Source organism: Streptomyces sp. NPDC091416 (genome assembly GCF_044756845.1).
In the GTDB taxonomy this organism is placed as follows: domain Bacteria; phylum Actinomycetota; class Actinomycetes; order Streptomycetales; family Streptomycetaceae; genus Streptomyces.
Map to the genome: position 1 here is coordinate 352,311 of NZ_JBIVTU010000009.1, position 17,032 is coordinate 369,342.

Annotated in this window: 15 protein-coding genes; 11 read left to right on the forward strand and 4 right to left on the reverse strand. The window is 71.0% G+C overall.

Going from position 1 to position 17,032, the window contains the following annotated elements; all coding sequences use genetic code 11:
* Positions 1 to 96 precede the first annotated feature (96 nt).
* Complete coding sequence (locus tag ACIQMX_RS27115; protein ID WP_363072354.1) at positions 97 to 822, reverse strand: 3'-5' exonuclease; 726 nt, start codon at positions 820 to 822, stop codon at positions 97 to 99.
* Positions 823 to 1,011: 189 nt separating this feature from the next.
* Between ACIQMX_RS27115 and ACIQMX_RS27120 the strand changes: the two genes are divergently transcribed.
* The 3 genes from ACIQMX_RS27120 (at position 1,012) to thrS (ending at position 4,922) form a co-directional block, all read left to right on the forward strand.
* A complete protein-coding gene (locus ACIQMX_RS27120) occupies positions 1,012 to 1,578 on the forward strand; it encodes a DUF4365 domain-containing protein (RefSeq protein WP_363072356.1) in 567 nt (188 codons plus the stop codon).
* Positions 1,578 to 2,840, forward strand: a complete 1,263-nt coding sequence (locus tag ACIQMX_RS27125) for a hypothetical protein (RefSeq protein WP_363072357.1) — start codon at positions 1,578 to 1,580, stop codon at positions 2,838 to 2,840. The genes ACIQMX_RS27120 and ACIQMX_RS27125 overlap by 1 nt, the downstream gene beginning before the upstream one ends.
* Before the next feature lie 105 nt (positions 2,841 to 2,945).
* Entirely contained in the window at positions 2,946 to 4,922 is a 1,977-nt protein-coding gene (gene thrS / locus ACIQMX_RS27130; protein ID WP_363072359.1) for a threonine--tRNA ligase, read from the forward strand.
* Between the two features lie 27 nt (positions 4,923 to 4,949).
* On the opposite strand, the gene ACIQMX_RS27135 is transcribed toward thrS, so the two are convergent.
* The gene (locus tag ACIQMX_RS27135; RefSeq protein ID WP_363072361.1) at positions 4,950 to 5,627 is read right to left on the reverse strand and encodes a potassium channel family protein; all 678 of its coding nucleotides are present in this window, start codon (positions 5,625 to 5,627) and stop codon (positions 4,950 to 4,952) included.
* A 66-nt stretch (positions 5,628 to 5,693) separates the two neighbouring features.
* On the opposite strand from ACIQMX_RS27135, the gene ACIQMX_RS27140 reads away from it, so the two are divergent.
* Positions 5,694 to 6,257 (forward strand): HIT family protein, encoded by a 564-nt coding sequence (locus ACIQMX_RS27140; RefSeq protein WP_402481856.1) that lies wholly within the window; start codon positions 5,694 to 5,696, stop codon positions 6,255 to 6,257.
* Positions 6,258 to 6,521: 264 nt separating this feature from the next.
* Here ACIQMX_RS27140 and ACIQMX_RS27145 read toward each other — a convergent pair whose 3' ends face one another.
* Positions 6,522 to 8,192: a hypothetical protein gene (locus tag ACIQMX_RS27145; RefSeq protein WP_363072363.1), complete on the reverse strand. Its 1,671-nt coding sequence runs from the start codon at positions 8,190 to 8,192 to the stop codon at positions 6,522 to 6,524.
* Positions 8,193 to 8,351: 159 nt separating this feature from the next.
* On the reverse strand, positions 8,352 to 10,577 hold the full coding sequence (locus tag ACIQMX_RS27150) for an elongation factor G-like protein EF-G2 (RefSeq protein ID WP_402481859.1): 2,226 nt from the start codon (positions 10,575 to 10,577) through the stop codon (positions 8,352 to 8,354).
* Positions 10,578 to 10,880: 303 nt separating this feature from the next.
* On the opposite strand from ACIQMX_RS27150, the gene pgsA reads away from it, so the two are divergent.
* The 7 genes from pgsA to ACIQMX_RS27185 all read left to right on the forward strand — a co-directional run bounded on the left by pgsA (position 10,881) and on the right by ACIQMX_RS27185 (position 16,901).
* Positions 10,881 to 11,561, forward strand: coding sequence for a phosphatidylinositol phosphate synthase (pgsA, locus tag ACIQMX_RS27155; protein ID WP_219570313.1), 681 nt, complete (start codon positions 10,881 to 10,883; stop codon positions 11,559 to 11,561).
* A complete protein-coding gene (locus ACIQMX_RS27160; RefSeq protein WP_363072367.1) occupies positions 11,558 to 12,493 on the forward strand; it encodes a phosphatidylinositol mannoside acyltransferase in 936 nt (311 codons plus the stop codon). Before pgsA ends, ACIQMX_RS27160 begins: the two co-directional genes overlap by 4 nt.
* Positions 12,490 to 13,650, forward strand: coding sequence for a glycosyltransferase family 4 protein (locus ACIQMX_RS27165; protein ID WP_402481862.1), 1,161 nt, complete (start codon positions 12,490 to 12,492; stop codon positions 13,648 to 13,650). The genes ACIQMX_RS27160 and ACIQMX_RS27165 overlap by 4 nt, the downstream gene beginning before the upstream one ends.
* A gap of 74 nt (positions 13,651 to 13,724) precedes the next feature.
* On the forward strand, positions 13,725 to 14,270 hold the full coding sequence (locus ACIQMX_RS27170) for a hypothetical protein (RefSeq protein WP_363072371.1): 546 nt from the start codon (positions 13,725 to 13,727) through the stop codon (positions 14,268 to 14,270).
* A 296-nt stretch (positions 14,271 to 14,566) separates the two neighbouring features.
* Positions 14,567 to 15,487 carry a pyridoxal 5'-phosphate synthase lyase subunit PdxS gene (gene pdxS / locus ACIQMX_RS27175; protein WP_363072373.1) on the forward strand — a complete coding sequence of 307 codons (921 nt, stop codon included), beginning with the start codon at positions 14,567 to 14,569 and terminating at the stop codon, positions 15,485 to 15,487.
* Between the two features lie 6 nt (positions 15,488 to 15,493).
* Positions 15,494 to 16,087 carry a pyridoxal 5'-phosphate synthase glutaminase subunit PdxT gene (pdxT, locus tag ACIQMX_RS27180; RefSeq protein WP_363072375.1) on the forward strand — a complete coding sequence of 198 codons (594 nt, stop codon included), beginning with the start codon at positions 15,494 to 15,496 and terminating at the stop codon, positions 16,085 to 16,087.
* 61 nt (positions 16,088 to 16,148) lie between these two features.
* Complete coding sequence (locus ACIQMX_RS27185) at positions 16,149 to 16,901, forward strand: YebC/PmpR family DNA-binding transcriptional regulator (protein WP_363072377.1); 753 nt, start codon at positions 16,149 to 16,151, stop codon at positions 16,899 to 16,901.
* The last annotated feature ends 131 nt before the right edge of the window (positions 16,902 to 17,032 follow it).

The window sequence follows — 17,032 nt, forward strand, 5'->3', positions numbered from 1 at the left end:
CGCGGTACGGAACCCTTCCTGTGTGTCCGGGGGCCGAGCCCCGCAGCCGCTCACGCCGCGGGACGGAACCCATCTGTGTGTCCGAGCCGCATCCGCTCACGCCGCGGCGCGGAACTCCGGGCGCAGCGGCCAGGCCGGATCGACCGTCTCCGGAGTGCCGCTCTTGGCGAACCAGGCCTGCAGGCCCCGCGCCTGGGCCGCGTGCCACACCGCCTGGAGCGTGTGCAGCTCCGCCGGAGTCAGCCGTTCAAGACGCGTGGCGAACCGCCGCCCCACCGCCCGGACCAGTTCCAGTGACGCCGCCGCGTCGGCCGCCGCGTCATGAGCCCCGTCCAGCACCACCCCGTACAGCTCGCAGAGATCCGTGAGCGTGCGACGGCCCTTGCGGTAGCGGTCCAGGTGCTTGTCCAGCACCCGCGGGTCCAGCACGCACAGGGACGCGTTCTCCAGGTAGCTGCCCAGCGACGACGTCCGGTGCCGCCTCAGCTCCCGGTCCAGCAGCGTCAGGTCGAACGGCGCGTTCATCACGACCAGCGGCCGGCCCGCCGCGCTCTGCTCGGCCAGCGCCCTGGCCATCTCCTCCATCACCGGAGCGGGCCACCGCCCGTTGCGCTGGAGATGGTCGTCGGTCAGACCGTGGATCTCCGTCGCCCCCACGGGCACCGGAATCCCCGGATTCACCAGCCAGCGGGTGACGCGCATCCGCCCGCCGGCACTGTCCTGGACGACGAGCGCGGCCGAAACGATCCGGTCCTGCTCGACGTCCACTCCCGTCGTCTCGGTGTCGAAAGCGGCCAGTGGCCCCTCATACCAATGAGTCATCCCCGAACTCCTCGCGCCCGAGCGGCAGATGGTGAGATTCCTCTGCCCGGTTCGGTGATACCCGCACCCTTTGCCTGATACGCCGTTTGAGGGCGGTCCTGTGCGGTGACAACACAGGTGACGGGGCCGGAAGTTGAAACACCGCCACGTCCCACACCCATCGGCACAGCCCGGAAGGCATACGGAGCCATGGCGCTCGCGCAGCCCGACCCGAGTGGGCTGCTGCCCCAGCGGACCGCACCGCTGCGCGGCGCACTCGCCACCACCGCCTGCATGGAGACCCTCCAGGTGGGCTACCTGCACGCGGTCGCGGCGGCGGCGGGGTGCTCCCTGTCGCAGCCCTTCCCCGACAACGGCATCGACTGGCACGTCAGCCACGGAGCCCCCGGTCACGTCGTCGACGACGAGGTGACCATCAAGGTCCAGCTGAAATGCACCTACCAGATACCGCCCGGGCCGCCCGGCCCGACCTTCGCCTTCACGCTCGACAACGCCCACCTCGTGAAGCTCGCCCGGACCCCCGTGTCCGTGCACAAGATCCTCGTCGTGATGCTCGTGCCCCGCAGCCAGGACGACTGGCTCCGCGCCGGACACGACCGCCTCGACCTGCGGCACTGCTGCTACTGGACCAACCTGGCCGGTCACGCCGTGACCGGCAGGCACCGGACGACCGTGCGGATCCCGACCTCGCGCATCTTCGACGACCGGGCGCTCTGCGAGATCATGACCCGTGTCGGGGCGGGAGGGAGACCCTGATGCACCGGCCGATGAACGAGCCCGTCCACGAAGTGTTCCCGTCAGCCGTCCGGCCCCACCCCGCCGAACAGGCGGGCCCCTGGCCCACCGACCCACCGGCCCTCGGCCTCCCCGACCCCGCCCGGACCGACCCCGCGGTCCTCGGGGCCCTGCTCGCCCGCCACGGCTGGCACCGGCGCGGCGGTGCGGCCGGCCGGTACAGCCGCTGGACCCCGCCCGGGCCGCCCGGCCGTTCCACCAGCCTGCTCGTGCCGGACACCACGGCGTTCCCGGACAGCGAGGACCTGCTGGCGGAGGCCCTGACCGCCCTCAGCCGCAGCGCCGCGCCCTCCGCCCGCGAGGTCCTGGTCGCCCTCGCCGTCCCCAGCGACGAGATCCGCTGGTGGCGCGAGGTGCCCGACCCCATGGGCGGGACCGCCGGAGCGTCCGGCTGGACCGGGGCGGAGCAGCTGCACGGCGCCGCCCGCCAGATCCTGCTGGCCGGAGCACTCGCCGTCCGCGGCCGGGCCGGATACCACGGCGCCCGCCACCGCCGCCGCGCCCTGGCGACGCTCGGCTCCGTCCTCATCGGCCCCGCACCCGGTGGCCGCGACCTCACGGCGTTCGTCCCCGTCGAGGCGGGCCGCCCCCTCGCCGTACGGCTCCACCACGCCCTGCACGCCGCCCGGGAGGCCGTCGACTACCAACGGGCCACCGGCGGCATGGAGGCCTTCGACTCCGCCGTCGAGGCGGGCGTCAGCCGGGAGCTGACCGAGGCGGTCATCGCGCTCGTCCGGGGCTCGGAGGGGGCCGGCATCGCACTGGACTGGGCGCCGGCCGCGGGGGCCCCCGAGGGCTGCCCGGCACGTCCCGAACCCGTCGAGTTCTCCCCGGGCGACCTGCCGGCCCTGCGCCGGGCGGGTGCCCGCTACCTCAGGGACGAGCCCGCGGTGGCCGTACGGATCACCGGGGCCGTCGTGCGCCTGCGCCGCTCGGGGCCGCGCGGGGCCGGAATCGTACGGCTGCGGGTCCTGGCGGGCGCCGAGGTGCCGCACGTACGGCTGGAGCTCGACGAGGAGGCGTACCGGATCGCGGGCCAGGCCCATCTGGTGGGGCTGCCCGTGCGGGTCGAGGGAAGGCTGGAGAGCCGGGGCGGCTTCCGGCGTCTGACCAGAGCCTCGCAGGTGGTTCCGGTCCAGGTCGACGAGGAGGAGCGGGACCGGCTGATGAAGTCGCTCCAGGAGAACGTCGACTACTTCGAGGAGGCGTGCACGGGGGAGTAGCGGGTCGCAGGCGGCCCATTTCGCTAAGGGGGCCGTCGGCTCGGTACGATTCTCCTTGCGTCCGCCATGGGAATGCGGGTGCGCCCCCTCAGTCAGGAGAGACCGGTGTCAGACGTCCGTGTGACCATCCAACGCGATTCCGAGCGGGAAGAGCGCGTGGTGACGACGGGCACTACGGCAGCCGAGCTCTTCCCCGGCGAGCGCACCGTCGTCGCCGTCCGCGTCGCCGGTGAGCTGAAGGACCTCGCGTACGTCGTCGCCGACGGCGAGAGTGTCGAGCCGGTCCTGATCTCCTCCGAGGACGGCCTCAACATCCTCCGGCACTCCACCGCGCACGTGATGGCGCAGGCCGTGCAGGAGCTCCACCCGGAGGCCAAGCTCGGCATCGGCCCGCCGGTCAAGGACGGCTTCTACTACGACTTCGACGTCGAGAAGCCGTTCACGCCCGAGGACCTCAAGGCCATCGAGAAGAAGATGCAGGAGATCCAGAAGCGGGGCCAGCGGTTCTCCCGCCGGGTCGTGACGGACGAGGCGGCCCGCGAGGAGCTCGCCGACGAGCCGTACAAGCTGGAGCTCATCGGCATCAAGGGTTCCGCCTCCTCGGACGACGGCGCGGACGTCGAGGTGGGCGGCGGCGAGCTGACCATCTACGACAACCTCGACGCGAAGACCGGCGAGCTGTGCTGGAAGGACCTCTGCCGGGGTCCGCACCTGCCGACCACCCGGTTCATCCCGGCGTTCAAGCTCATGCGGAACGCGGCGGCGTACTGGCGCGGCAGCGAGAAGAACCCGATGCTCCAGCGCATCTACGGGACCGCCTGGCCGACCAAGGACGAGCTGAAGGCGCACCTGGAGTTCCTGGAGGAGGCCGCCAAGCGCGACCACCGCAAGCTCGGCAACGAGCTGGACCTCTTCTCCTTCCCCGACGAGATCGGCCCCGGCCTCGCCGTCTTCCACCCCAAGGGCGGCGTCATCCGCCGGGCCATGGAGGACTACTCGCGGCGCCGCCACGAGGAGGAGGGCTACGAGTTCGTCTACTCGCCGCACGCCACCAAGGGCAAGCTCTTCGAGAAGTCCGGCCACCTGGACTGGTACGCCGACGGCATGTACCCGCCCATGCAGCTCGACGACGGGGTGGACTACTACCTCAAGCCGATGAACTGCCCGATGCACAACCTGATCTTCGACGCGCGCGGCCGTTCCTACCGTGAACTGCCCCTGCGGCTCTTCGAGTTCGGCACGGTGTACCGGTACGAGAAGTCGGGCGTCGTGCACGGTCTGACCCGCTCGCGCGGCTTCACGCAGGACGACGCGCACATCTACTGCACCAAGGAGCAGATGGCGCAGGAGCTCGACCGGACGCTGACCTTCGTCCTGAATCTGCTCCGCGACTACGGCCTGACCGACTTCTACCTGGAGCTGTCCACCAAGGACCCGGAGAAGTTCGTCGGCAGCGACGAGGTCTGGGAAGAGGCCACCGAGACGCTGCGTCTGGTCGCCGAGAAGCAGGGCCTGCCCCTGGTCCCGGACCCGGGCGGCGCCGCGTTCTACGGCCCGAAGATCTCGGTCCAGTGCAAGGACGCCATCGGCCGGACCTGGCAGATGTCGACCGTGCAGCTCGACTTCAACCTGCCGGAGCGCTTCGACCTGGAGTACACCGGCCCCGACGGCACCAAGCAGCGCCCGGTCATGATCCACCGCGCCCTGTTCGGCTCCATCGAGCGCTTCTTCGCCGTGCTCCTGGAGCACTACGCGGGTGCGTTCCCGGTGTGGCTGGCGCCCGTCCAGGCGGTCGGCATCCCGATCGGCGACGCGCACATCCCGTACCTCCAGGAGTTCGCCGCCAAGGCCCGCAAGCAGGGGCTGCGGGTCGACGTGGACGCCTCGTCGGACCGGATGCAGAAGAAGATCCGCAACCAGCAGAAGGCCAAGGTGCCCTTCATGATCATCGCGGGGGACGAGGACATGGCCAACGGCGCCGTCTCGTTCCGCTACCGCGACGGTTCACAGGAGAACGGCATCCCGGTCGAGGACGCGATCGCGAAGATCGCCAAGGCCGTCGAGGACCGCGTCCAGGTCTGATGCGTGCCAGGAAGGGCCCCCGGTGAGCTACCCGCCCACCGGGGGCCCTTTCTCGTCCTCCCGCCGGAACACCTGGATCAGCCACGACGAGAACGAACCCGTCACCGCCCCCAGCAGCGCCAGCCCGCAGGCCATCAGGAACGCCGCGACCACCCGGCCCCACGGCGTCACCGGCACGGCGTCGCCGTACCCCACCGTGGTGAGCGTCGCGCACGCCCACCAGACCGAGTCGCCGAACGTCCGGATCGAGGCGCCCGGCGCGTCGTGTTCCTGGTTGTAGACCGCGAGAGCCGCCGAGAAGCCCAGCAGCAGGGCCGACAGGCCGGCGTACGACATGACCCGTGCGTACAGGCTCAGCCGTGGCTCGTCGTGGCGCTTCTGGATGGCCGTGTAGACCTTGACCAGCCGCAGCGGGCGCAGCAGCGGCAGCAGGAGCACGAGCGTGTCGAGCCAGCGGACCCGGAGGAAGCGGTGGCCCAGTCCGCTGAGGCGGACCCGTACGGCGTAGTCGATGACGAAGAGGAGCCAGGTGGCGGCGACGAGGGCGAGGGAGATGTCGTGCCACGGCTCGGCGTCGTCCGGGGCGAGGACACGGACCGCGTAGCCGAGGAGGAAGAGCAGCGAGGCGGCGAAGAGCGGTAGCTCGGTGCGCTGCTCCCAGGAGGTCAGAGCGGGTGAGGGCCGGGCCGGGGTGCGGTCGCTCATCGGGCCAGCATCGCGCCGAGTGGACGGGATCGGCCCCGGCGACACGCTTCGCGTGGGGTACGCAATATGCTGATCGGCATGACGAGTGAGCCGGAGCAGCAGATCGGAGTGGGGACGCCCGACGCGTTTCAGCGCCTGTGGACGCCCCACCGGATGGCCTACATCCAGGGCGAGAACAAGCCGACCGGCCCGGAGGCCGGTGACGGCTGCCCGTTCTGTGAGATCCCCTCGAAGTCGGACGAGGACGGGCTTGTCGTCGCGCGTGGCGAGAAGGTCTACGCGGTGCTGAATCTGTATCCGTACAACGGTGGGCACCTGATGGTGGTGCCGTACCGGCATGTCGCGGACTACACGGAGCTGGACGGCCCGGAGACGGTGGAGCTCGCCGATTTCACCAAGCGTGCGATGGCCGCGTTGCGTGGCGCGTCGGGCGCGCACGGTTTCAACATCGGGATGAACCAGGGTGCTGTGGCGGGTGCGGGTATTGCCGCGCATCTGCATCAGCATCTGGTGCCGCGGTGGGGTGGCGACACCAACTTCATGCCGGTGGTGGGTCACACCAAGGTGCTGCCGCAGCTGCTGGCCGACACCCGCGCGATGCTGGCCGACGCCTGGCCGCGCGGCGTCTGATTCCGGCTGTCTTCCCGCTGTACCGCGAGGGGCGCCCCGGTCTTCCGGGGCGCCCCTCGCGCCGTCGTCAGTGCCTCCGTGAGGCTGCCGGTCGCGGTGCTGGTGCCGTGGCAGGCAACGGTTGCCCCGTCGCGGCGTCCGGTGCGCGTCTTCGCCGCACCGGCCGAAAGCCCGAGTGCGTCCCGTACGAGGGCTTCCGGCCTGCACGCCGGGAGCACGCACCGGACGCCGCTCCTCCACGGGCAAACGCTGCCCGCCGCGGCACTAGGCGTCGTAGAGGTCGGCCTTGCGCGGGCTGGGGTCCTGGACGAGTCCGCTCAGTATCGACGAGCGGTTGTCGAAGCGGTCGGTGTCGACGCCGTTCTCCGCCAGGACCTTCATGGCGGCGCTGTGCACGACGCGCAGGACGGGTGTGGCGGCCCGCATCGCGTCGTCGGCCATGAAGCGGTGGCGCCACGGCTTCTCGGCCCAGGCGTGCCGCAGCCCGAAGGGTTCGGGCAGGGCGATCTTGCCGCCGAGGTAGTCGAGGAGCGGCGGGTACCAGGTGAAGGGGGCGCGCAGCGCGAGGCGGACGACCTCCTTCGACTCGACCAGGGCCAGCGCGATGTCGCGGGTCTCCCAGAACTTGACGGTCTTGTTGACTGTCTTCTTCTTGGCGGCGGGCTTGCTGGTGAACAGGGAGTGGACGGGGCCGAGCGCGTGTCCGGTGACCTCGATGCGCAGGGTCTCGAAGAGCACCGTGACGCTGATCATCATGGTGATGACCAGCTGGCCGTCCCAGAGGGTGAACTGGACGCCCAGGTAGTGGCGGTCGCCGCCGCCGAACTGCTGGTGGTTGCAGATCCGCTGGATCTCGTGGGGTTTGACCTGGAAGGTGGCGACGTCCTCGCCCGCGGGGCGTGACACCTCGTCGGTGTTCTCCCCGACGGGCGACACGATCCAGTGGGTGACGGACGGGGTGGGGAACCCACCGGTGTTCAGGGGGCCGCGTTCCAGCATCTTGAGCTGGTCGTGGATGACGCGGATCAGGTCCCAGCTGCGGAACTGGTGGAACTCCTTGGCGGGCTCCTTGGGGACGAGGTCCTCGGCGAGCTGCCAGCTGCCCCAGCGGGTGCCCATGCCGAGGATGCCCTTGGGGCCGGCGTAGAAGACGGAGTTGGACTGCTGCTCGGCGGAGAGCTTCTCCAGGCCTTGGCGGAGCGCCTCGCGGGCGGTCTCGTTGGGGTTCTTCGGCACGGCTTCGGGGATCTTCGCGATGACGCCGCCGCCGGAGAGGAGCCCTTCCCAGCGGGCGCGCATGTCCTGGGCGGACTTCTCGGCGATCCGCTTGGCGATCAGCCAGCCGATGACGGGCGCCACGATCATCGCGCGCAGGTACAGCGCCAGGAGCCCGTTGAGGGGCATGGCGACCAGGAGGAACAGGGCCCCGATGCCGACGATGGGCAGCAGCGCGTTGCCGAGGGCGGCGAGGCCCTTGTCCTTGGTGTTGGCGAGGCCGTCGCGCAGGCGGAACGTGATGACCCACAGCAGCATGCCGGGCAGGAAGACGAAGCCGAACAGGGCGGTCACCGCGGTGAGTTTGGTGTCGCGGGCCTTGCGCAGACGGCTCGCGGAGAGGCAGTGCTCGACGACGGTCTGGGGGTCGCTGCCGAAGGACTGGATGAGCGCCTTCCGGGCGCCGCCCAGCATGCGTTCCTGGACGGCGCGGGAGAAGGCCTCGCCGAGGTCGGGTTTGAAGTAGTCGGATTTGAAGAGCTTGGAACGCCCTGCCTTGACTTCGGACTTGTGCCACTCGCTGTTGGCTTTGAGGATGTCCTCCACCGGGCTGTCCCGGTACGCGGCAGAGGCGAGGGCGTTGGTCGCCACCGCCGCTCCTGCCGCCCCCTGGAGCGGAATCTGCGCTCCGGGAGAGAAATCGAATCCGTTGCTGGCCACTGTCGCCCCCACTCGCCACCGAGGAACCGCTCCTGCGGCTGTTTCCCAACTGCCGGGCCCGGCACACTTTCTGACCTGGCAGCACAGCGTATCGTCCGGATCGGTACCCCGTCCGGTCCTGTGGACAACGCTGTGGACGACGGTGAGCGGCCGAGGGGCTTATGTGCGTTTGGTGCCGTTCGTCTGCTGTGTGTTGAGGCGGTCGGCCAGCTGCGGGGGCATCGCCTCGTGGCGGGCGTACGAGCGGTCGAACCGGCCCGTTCCGTGGGACAGGGAACGCAGGTCGACCGCGTAGCGCCCGATCTCCAGCTCGGGGACCTCGGCCCGTACGAGGGTGCGCCCGGTGCCGGACTGCTCGGTACCGGTCACCCGGCCGCGGCGGCCGGAGAGGTCGCTCATCACCGGGCCGACGAAGTCGTCGGGGATCAGGACGCTGACCTCGGCGACGGGTTCCAGGAGCTGGATGCGGGCGTCACCGGCGGCCTCGCGCAGGGCCAGGGCGCCCGCGGTCTGGAACGCGGCGTCGGAGGAGTCCACGGAGTGCGACTTGCCGTCCCGCAGGGTGACGCGCACGTCGACCAGAGGATGCCCGGTGGTCAGACCACGGGCGGCCTGGGCGCGGACACCCTTCTCGACGGAGGGGACGAACTGGCGGGGCACCGATCCGCCGACCACCTTGTCGACGAATTCGATTCCGGAGCCGGGAGGCAGCGGCTCGACGTCGATCTCGCAGATGGCGTACTGGCCGTGTCCGCCGGACTGTTTGACGTGGCGGCCGCGTCCGGTGGACGGCCCGGCGAACGTCTCGCGCAGGGCGACGCGGTGGGGGACCGCGTCGACCTGGACGCCGTAGCGGGTGCGCAGCCGGTCCAGTGCCACGTCCAGGTGGGCTTCCCCCAGGCACCACAGGACGACCTGGTGGGTGTCCTGGTTCTGCTCCAGGCGCATGGTCGGGTCCTCGGCGACGAGACGTGCGAGGCCTTGGGAGAGCTTGTCCTCATCGGCTTTGCTGTGGGCCTCGATGGCGAGCGGCAGCAGGGGGTCGGGCATCGTCCACGGCTGCATCAGCAGGGGGTGGCCGGGGGCGGAGAGGGTGTCGCCGGTCTCGGCGGTGTCCAGCCGGGCGACGCAGGCGAGATCGCCGGCGACGCAGGCGGTGACGGGCCGCTGCTGTTTGCCGAAGGGGGAGGAGAGGGCGCCGACGCGGATCTCGGTCTCGTGGAGGGGCCGGGCCTCGTGACCGGGGTCGTCGAGTCCGTGGCCGGAGACGTGCACCGTGTCGTCGGGGCGCAGGGTGCCCGAGAAGACGCGCACGAGCGAGAGCCGGCCGATGTAGGGATCGGAGTCCGTCTTGACGACCTCGGCGGCCAGGGGGCCCTGCGGGTCGCAGTCCAGGGCGGGGAGCGCGGCGCCGTGCAGGGTGGTGACGGCGGGCAGCGGGCGTTCGAGCGGGGTGGGGAAGCCGCGGGTGATCAGGTCGAGGAGCTCGACGGTGCCGATGCCCTGGCGAGCGCCGGCGGCGGCGGGCGCGGCGGTCAGGACGGGGTGGAAGGTGCCGCGTGCGACCGCGCGTTCGAGGTCGTCGACGAGGGTCTTGACGTCGATGGCGGCGCCGCCGAGGTAGCGGTCCATCAGGGTCTCGTCCTCGCTCTCGGCGATGATCCCTTCGATCAGCCGGCTGCGGGCATCCGCCAGTGGCCCCTGCTGGGACTCGGCCGGCGGATGCTCCTGCCGGTCACCGCCGGAGTAGTCGAGGATCCGCTGCGAGAGGAGTCCCGTGAGCCCGGTCAGCGGTGCGTGTCCGTCCGCGGCCTCGGGGCCGTGCACCGGCAGGTAGAGGGGCAGTACGGCGTCGGGGTCGTCGCCGCCGGAGATCTCGCCGCAGATCCGGGTCATCGCGTCGAAGGAGGTACGGGCGGTGTCCAGGTGGGTGACGACGATGGCGCGCGGCATGCCGACCGCCGCGCACTCGTCCCACACGGCGCGGGTGGTGCCGGCGACGGCGTCGGCCTCCTGGGCGGCCGAGACGACGAAGAGGGCCGCGTCCGCCGCGCGCAGACCGGCCCTGAGTTCCCCGACGAAGTCGGCGTATCCGGGGGTGTCCAGCAGGTTGATCCTGATTCCGTCCCATTCGACGGGGACGAGGGTGAGTGATATCGAGCGCTGTCGGCGCTGTTCGATCCCGTCGTGGTCGGAGACCGTGGTGCCGTCCTCGACCCGGCCGGCCCGGTTGACCGCGCCCGCGGTCTGTGCGAGGGCCTCGACCAGGGTGGTCTTGCCGGATCCGCTGTGGCCGACCAGCACCACGTTCCTGATGGCGGAGGGATGGCCGGCCGTCGCTGCTCCTGTGGCGGCTCCGGTGTGCGTGTGTGCCTTGTCGCCCATGACGCGTGCCTCCCGGGTGAGGGCGCCGGGCAGGGGGACCGCCGGCGCGGGATGGGGAGTGGCCGCGCGGGCACGGGGAAGCCGCCGCGGCGGCTACGACGACGCCCGCGGTAGTTCCGAGCTTGACACTGTGTCCGGGTTGCGTCCATACGTCGTACACGCCGTACGGGACCGGGGGTCGCTTCCGGGGCGGGCCGGCGGTGTCCTCCAGGGTGCCCGGACAGTGGATCCCCGCAGTCGTGACTACGATGGGCCAGCCGGTGGCCGATGGGGCCATGCGGCCCACCGACCCTCGGGAAGGCCATGCTGAACAAGTACGCGCGTGCATTTTTTACGCGTGTCCTCACGCCGTTCGCCGCACTGCTGCTGCGCCTGGGCGTGAGCCCTGACGCGGTCACTCTGATCGGCACGGCCGGGGTGATGGCAGGTGCGCTGGTCTTCTTCCCGATGGGGGAGTTCTTCTGGGGCACGATCGTCATCACGATCTTCGTCTTCTCCGACCTCGTCGACGGCAACATGGCGCGGCAGGCGGGCATCTCCAGCCGCTGGGGCGCCTTCCTCGACTCGACGCTCGACCGCGTCGCCGACGGGGCGATCTTCGCCGGCTTCGCGCTCTGGTACGCGGGCAGTGGCGACGACAACGTCCTGTGCGCGGTCGCGATCTTCTGCCTGGCGAGCGGCCAGGTGGTCTCGTACACCAAGGCACGCGGTGAGTCGATCGGGCTGCCCGTGGCGGTCAACGGACTCGTGGAGCGCGCCGAGCGACTGGTGATCTCGCTGGTCGCCGCCGGTCTGGCGGGTCTGCACGCGTTCGGTGTGCCGGGGATCGACATCCTCCTCCCGATCGCCCTGTGGATCGTCGCCGTGGGCAGCCTGGTGACGCTGGTGCAGCGGGTCGTGACCGTGCGCCGCGAGTCCGCCGAGGCCGACGCGGCCGCCGCGGTGCCGGCTGCGGGGGACCGGGGGAGCGAGGCCGCGCAGTGAGCGGCGCGCCCGGGGCCACGAAGCCCGGCGCCGGTGAGCGGCTGAGCGACGGCCTGTACGGGCTGGGCTGGGCCGCGGTCAAGAAGCTGCCCGAACCCGCCGCGCAGGCGCTGTTCCGCACCATCGCCGACCAGGTCTGGAAGCGGCGCGGCAAGAGTGTGCTGCGGCTGGAGTCGAATCTGGCGCGGGTCGTGCCGGACGCGAGCCCGGCCCGGCTGGCGGCCCTGTCCAAGGCCGGCATGCGTTCGTACATGCGCTACTGGATGGAGTCGTTCCGGCTGCCCACCTGGACTCCGGAGCGGATCAAGGCGTCCATCGACGTGACGGACGCTCACCGGCTGACCGAAGGGCTCGACGCGGGGCGCGGGGTCGTCCTCGCGCTGCCGCACCTGGGCAACTGGGACCTGGCGGGGGCGTGGGTCACCACGGACCTGAAGGTTCCGTTCACCACGGTCGCCGAGCGGCTCAGGCCCGAGTCGCTGTACGACCGGTTCGTCGCGTACCGCGAGGGCCTGGGCATGGAGGTGCTCGCGCACAACGGCGGGACGGCGTTCGGGACGCTGGCGCGGCGGCTGCGCGAGGGCGGCCTCGTCTGCCTGGTGGCCGACCGCGACCTGTCCGCCTCGGGCGTCGAGGTGACGTTCTTCGGCGACACGGCCCGGATGCCCGCCGGGCCGGCGCTGCTGGCTCAGCAGACCGGTGCGCTGCTGCTGCCGGTCACGCTCTCGTACGACGACACGCCGGTGATGAAGGCGCGGATCCATCCGCCCGTCGAGGTGCCCGGCACAGGCGACCGCGGCGAGAAGACGTCCTCGATGACACAGGCCCTGGCCGACGCGTTCGCCCTGGGCATCGCCGAGCACCCGGAGGACTGGCACATGCTGCAACGGCTCTGGCTCTCCGACCTCGAACCCCGCGGAGACGAGCAGTGAAGATCGGCATCGTCTGCCCGTACTCCTGGGACGTCCCCGGCGGCGTGCAGTTCCACATCCGTGATCTGGCCGAGCATCTGATCCGGCTCGGTCACCAGGTCTCCGTGCTGGCCCCGGCCGACGACGAGACGCCGCTGCCGCCGTACGTGGTGTCCGCGGGCCGGGCCGTGCCCGTCCCGTACAACGGCTCCGTCGCCCGGCTGAACTTCGGCTTCCTGTCCGCGGCGCGGGTGCGGCGGTGGCTCCACGAAGGCACGTTCGACGTGATCCACATCCACGAGCCGACCTCGCCGTCGCTGGGGCTGCTGACCTGCTGGGCGGCGCAGGGACCGATCGTCGCCACGTTCCACACGTCCAATCCGCGCTCGCGGGCGATGATCGCCGCCTATCCGATCCTCCAGCCGGCGCTGGAGAAGATCAGCGCGCGCATCGCGGTCAGCGAGTACGCGCGCCGCACCCTGGTCGAGCACCTGGGCGGCGACGCGGTGGTCATTCCCAACGGGGTGGACGTCGGGTTCTTCGCCGCGGCCGAGCCCAGGCCGGAGTGGCAGGGCGGCACGATCGGGTTCATCGGGCGCATCGACGAGCCGCGCAAGGGCCTGCCCGTCCTGATGCGCGCGCTGCCCGCCATCCTCGCGGCACGCCCGGACACCCGGCTGCTCGTGGCGGGCCGGGGCGACGAGGAGGAGGCCGTGGCCTCGCTGCCCAGGGAGATGCGCGCACGGGTCGAGTTCCTCGGCATGGTGAGCGACGAGGACAAGGCCCGGCTGCTGCGCAGCGTGGACGTGTACGTCGCGCCCAACACCGGCGGCGAGAGCTTCGGCATCATCCTCGTGGAGGCCATGTCGGCGGGCGCACCGGTCCTGGCCAGCGACCTGGACGCGTTCGCGCAGGTCCTGGACCTGGGGGCGGCGGGGGAACTGTTCGCCAACGAGGACGCGGACGCCCTTGCCGCGTCGGCGATCCGGCTGCTGGGCGACCCGGAACGGCGTGCGGAACTGCGCGAGCGGGGCAGTGCGCACGTGCGGCGCTTCGACTGGTCGACGGTCGGGGCGGACATCCTGGCGGTGTACGAGACGGTGGCGGACGGGGCCGCGTCGGTGGCGACGGACGAACGCACCGGGCTGCGGGCCCGGTTCGGGCTGGCCCGGGACTGAGCACCTTCCCCGGTCGGTGGCCGCGCCGCCCGGGGAAGCCGCCGGGCGCCCGCTCACCGGTAGCCTTTGCGCCCGTGACCGAAACCCTCATCTGGACCGCCGTCGTGCTCATCGCGATCGGCCTGTACCTCAGCTGGACCGCGGGCCGTCTCGACCGGCTGCACACCCGGATCGACGCGGCCCGGGCCGCCCTCGACGCCCAGCTCCTGCGCCGCGCCTCGGTCACCCAGGAACTCGCCACGTCCGGCGTCCTCGACCCGGCGTCCTCCATCGTGCTGTACGAGGCGGCACACGCCGCCCGGCAGTCGGAGGAGGAGCACCGTGAGGTCGCCGAGAGCGAGCTGAGCACCGCCCTGCGCGCGGTGTTCGGTGAGCGGGCACAGGTCGACGCGGTGAAGGAGATCCCGGGTGGCGAGGAGGCCGCCTCCGAGCTGGCCGCGGCCGTCCGCCGGGTCCCGATGGCGCGCAGGTTCCACAACGACGCGGTGCGGGCGGCGCGGGCGCTGCGCCGCCACCGCACCGTGCGCTGGTTCCGGCTGGCCGGACACGCCCCGTTCCCGCTGGCCTTCGAGATGGACGACGAACCGCCGGTGGCCCTCGCGGACCGCCCGGTCAGCTGACGGCGGCGGGCACGGGGCGGGGCCGCACGGGCGCGACCGGGCGCGACGCGGTGCGGGTGGGCCATGCCGCCGTGCTGCGACGCACCGGACCCGGTCGGCAGGCGAAAATGCCGATCTCCCGTGCCCAGAGGCGATCCACCGGACCACATCGATACCCCGGACCACATCGATCCACCGGGCCAAAACGATCCACCGGCCTTCCATTGGCCCTTGCTGTGGACTGGTCCCGGAGCGTTTGCTCAGCAGTGCATCAGTCCTGCACGTTCAGCAGCCCTTTCTCCCAGTGAGGTCGATCCGTGTCCACGAATCCCGCCACCCCGCAGTCCGCCGACGCCCCCGCCCTCGGCACCGCCCGCGTCAAGCGCGGCATGGCCGAGCAGCTCAAGGGCGGCGTGATCATGGACGTCGTCAACGCCGAGCAGGCGAAGATCGCCGAGGACGCGGGCGCCGTGGCCGTCATGGCCCTGGAGCGGGTTCCGGCCGACATCCGCAAGGACGGCGGCGTGGCCCGGATGTCGGACCCGAACATGATCGAGGAGATCATCGAGGCCGTCTCCATCCCGGTGATGGCGAAGTCCCGCATCGGACACTTCGTCGAGGCCCAGGTCCTGCAGTCCCTCGGCGTCGACTACATCGACGAGTCCGAGGTCCTCACCCCGGCCGACGAGGTCAACCACAGCGACAAGTTCGCGTTCACCACCCCGTTCGTGTGCGGTGCCACCAACCTGGGCGAGGCCCTGCGCCGCATCGCCGAGGGTGCGGCCATGATCCGCTCGAAGGGCGAGGCCGGCACCGGCAACGTCGTCGAGGCCGTCCGCCACCTGCGCCAGATCAAGAACGAGATCGCCCGCCTGCGCGGCTACGACAACAACGAGCTGTACGCCGCCGCCAAGGACCTCCGTGCCCCCTACGAGCTGGTCAAGGAGGTCGCCGAGCTCGGCAAGCTGCCCGTCGTCCTCTTCTCCGCGGGCGGTGTCGCCACCCCGGCCGACGCCGCGCTGATGCGCCAGCTCGGCGCCGAGGGCGTCTTCGTCGGCTCCGGCATCTTCAAGTCCGGCGACCCGGCCAAGCGCGCCGCCGCCATCGTGAAGGCCACCACCTTCTACGACGACCCGAAGATCATCGCGGACGCCTCCCGCAACCTGGGCGAGGCGATGGTCGGCATCAACTGCGACACGCTGCCCGAGGCCGAGCGCTACGCCAACCGCGGCTGGTAGTCACTGATGAGCGACACCCCTGTGATCGGAGTCCTGGCTCTCCAGGGCGACGTACGGGAGCACCTGATCGCCCTGGCCTCGGCGGACGCCCTGGCCAGGCCGGTCCGGCGTCCCGAGGAGCTCGCCGAGGTCGACGGCCTGGTCATCCCCGGCGGCGAGTCCACCACGATGTCCAAACTGGCCGCCCTGTTCGGCATGCTGGAACCGCTCCGCGAGCGGATACGGGCCGGAATGCCGGTCTACGGCACCTGCGCCGGGATGATCCTGCTCGCCGACAAGATCCTCGACCCGCGCTCGGGCCAGGAGACGCTCGGCGGCATCGACATGATCGTGCGCCGTAACGCTTTCGGGCGGCAGAACGAGTCGTTCGAGGCGGCCGTCGAGGTCGCCGGGATCGAGGGCGGCCCCGTCGAGGGCGTCTTCATCCGCGCACCCTGGGTCGAGTCCGTGGGCGCGCAGGCCAAGGTCGTGGCCGAGCACGGCGGGCATATTGTGGCGGTACGGCAGGGAAACGCCCTTGCCACGTCATTCCACCCGGAACTGACCGGGGACCACCGGGTCCACGCGTACTTCGTCGACATGGTGTGCGCGGCCACCTGACTCGACCCCGGTAGGATCTCTCGGGTTCGTACGGATTTTGGTGACGCGAAGGAGAAGGCAGATGTCCGGCCACTCTAAATGGGCTACGACGAAGCACAAGAAGGCCGTGATTGACGCCAAGCGCGGCAAGCTCTTCGCGAAGATGATCAAGAACATCGAGGTCGCGGCTCGTACCGGCGGTGCCGATGTGTCCGGCAACCCGACGCTGTTCGACGCCATCCAGAAGGCCAAGAAGAGCTCGGTCCCGAACAAGAACATCGACTCGGCGGTCAAGCGCGGTGCCGGTCTCGAAGCCGGCGGCGCCGACTACGAGACGATCATGTACGAGGGCTACGGTCCGAACGGTGTCGCGGTGCTCATCGAGTGCCTCACCGACAACCGCAACCGTGCCGCGTCCGACGTCCGCGTCGCCATGACCCGCAACGGCGGCTCGATGGCCGACCCGGGCTCGGTCTCGTACCTGTTCAACCGCAAGGGCGTCGTGATCGTCCCCAAGGGCGAGCTGGGCGAGGACGACGTGCTCGGTGCGGTGCTCGAGGCCGGTGCCGAGGAGGTCAACGACCTCGGTGACACCTTCGAGGTCCTCAGCGAGGCGACCGACATGGTCGCGGTCCGCACCGCGCTGCAGGAAGCCGGCATCGACTACGACTCGGCCGAGGCCAACTTCGTCCCGACCATGCAGGTCGAGCTGGACGAAGAGGGCGCGCGCAAGATCTTCAAGCTGATCGACGCGCTGGAGGACAGCGACGACGTGCAGAACGTCTTCGCCAACTTCGACGTCTCCGACGAGGTCATGGAGAAGGTCGACGCCTGAACGGCTGCCGGGTGACCGGCGCGGCTTTCCGCGGACGGGCCGACGGGGGACACACCCCGTCGGCCCGTCGCATTGTCAGTGCGAGCCGATAGCCTGCGGGAACAGTTGACCGATCGGCAGGGAGGGGGCGC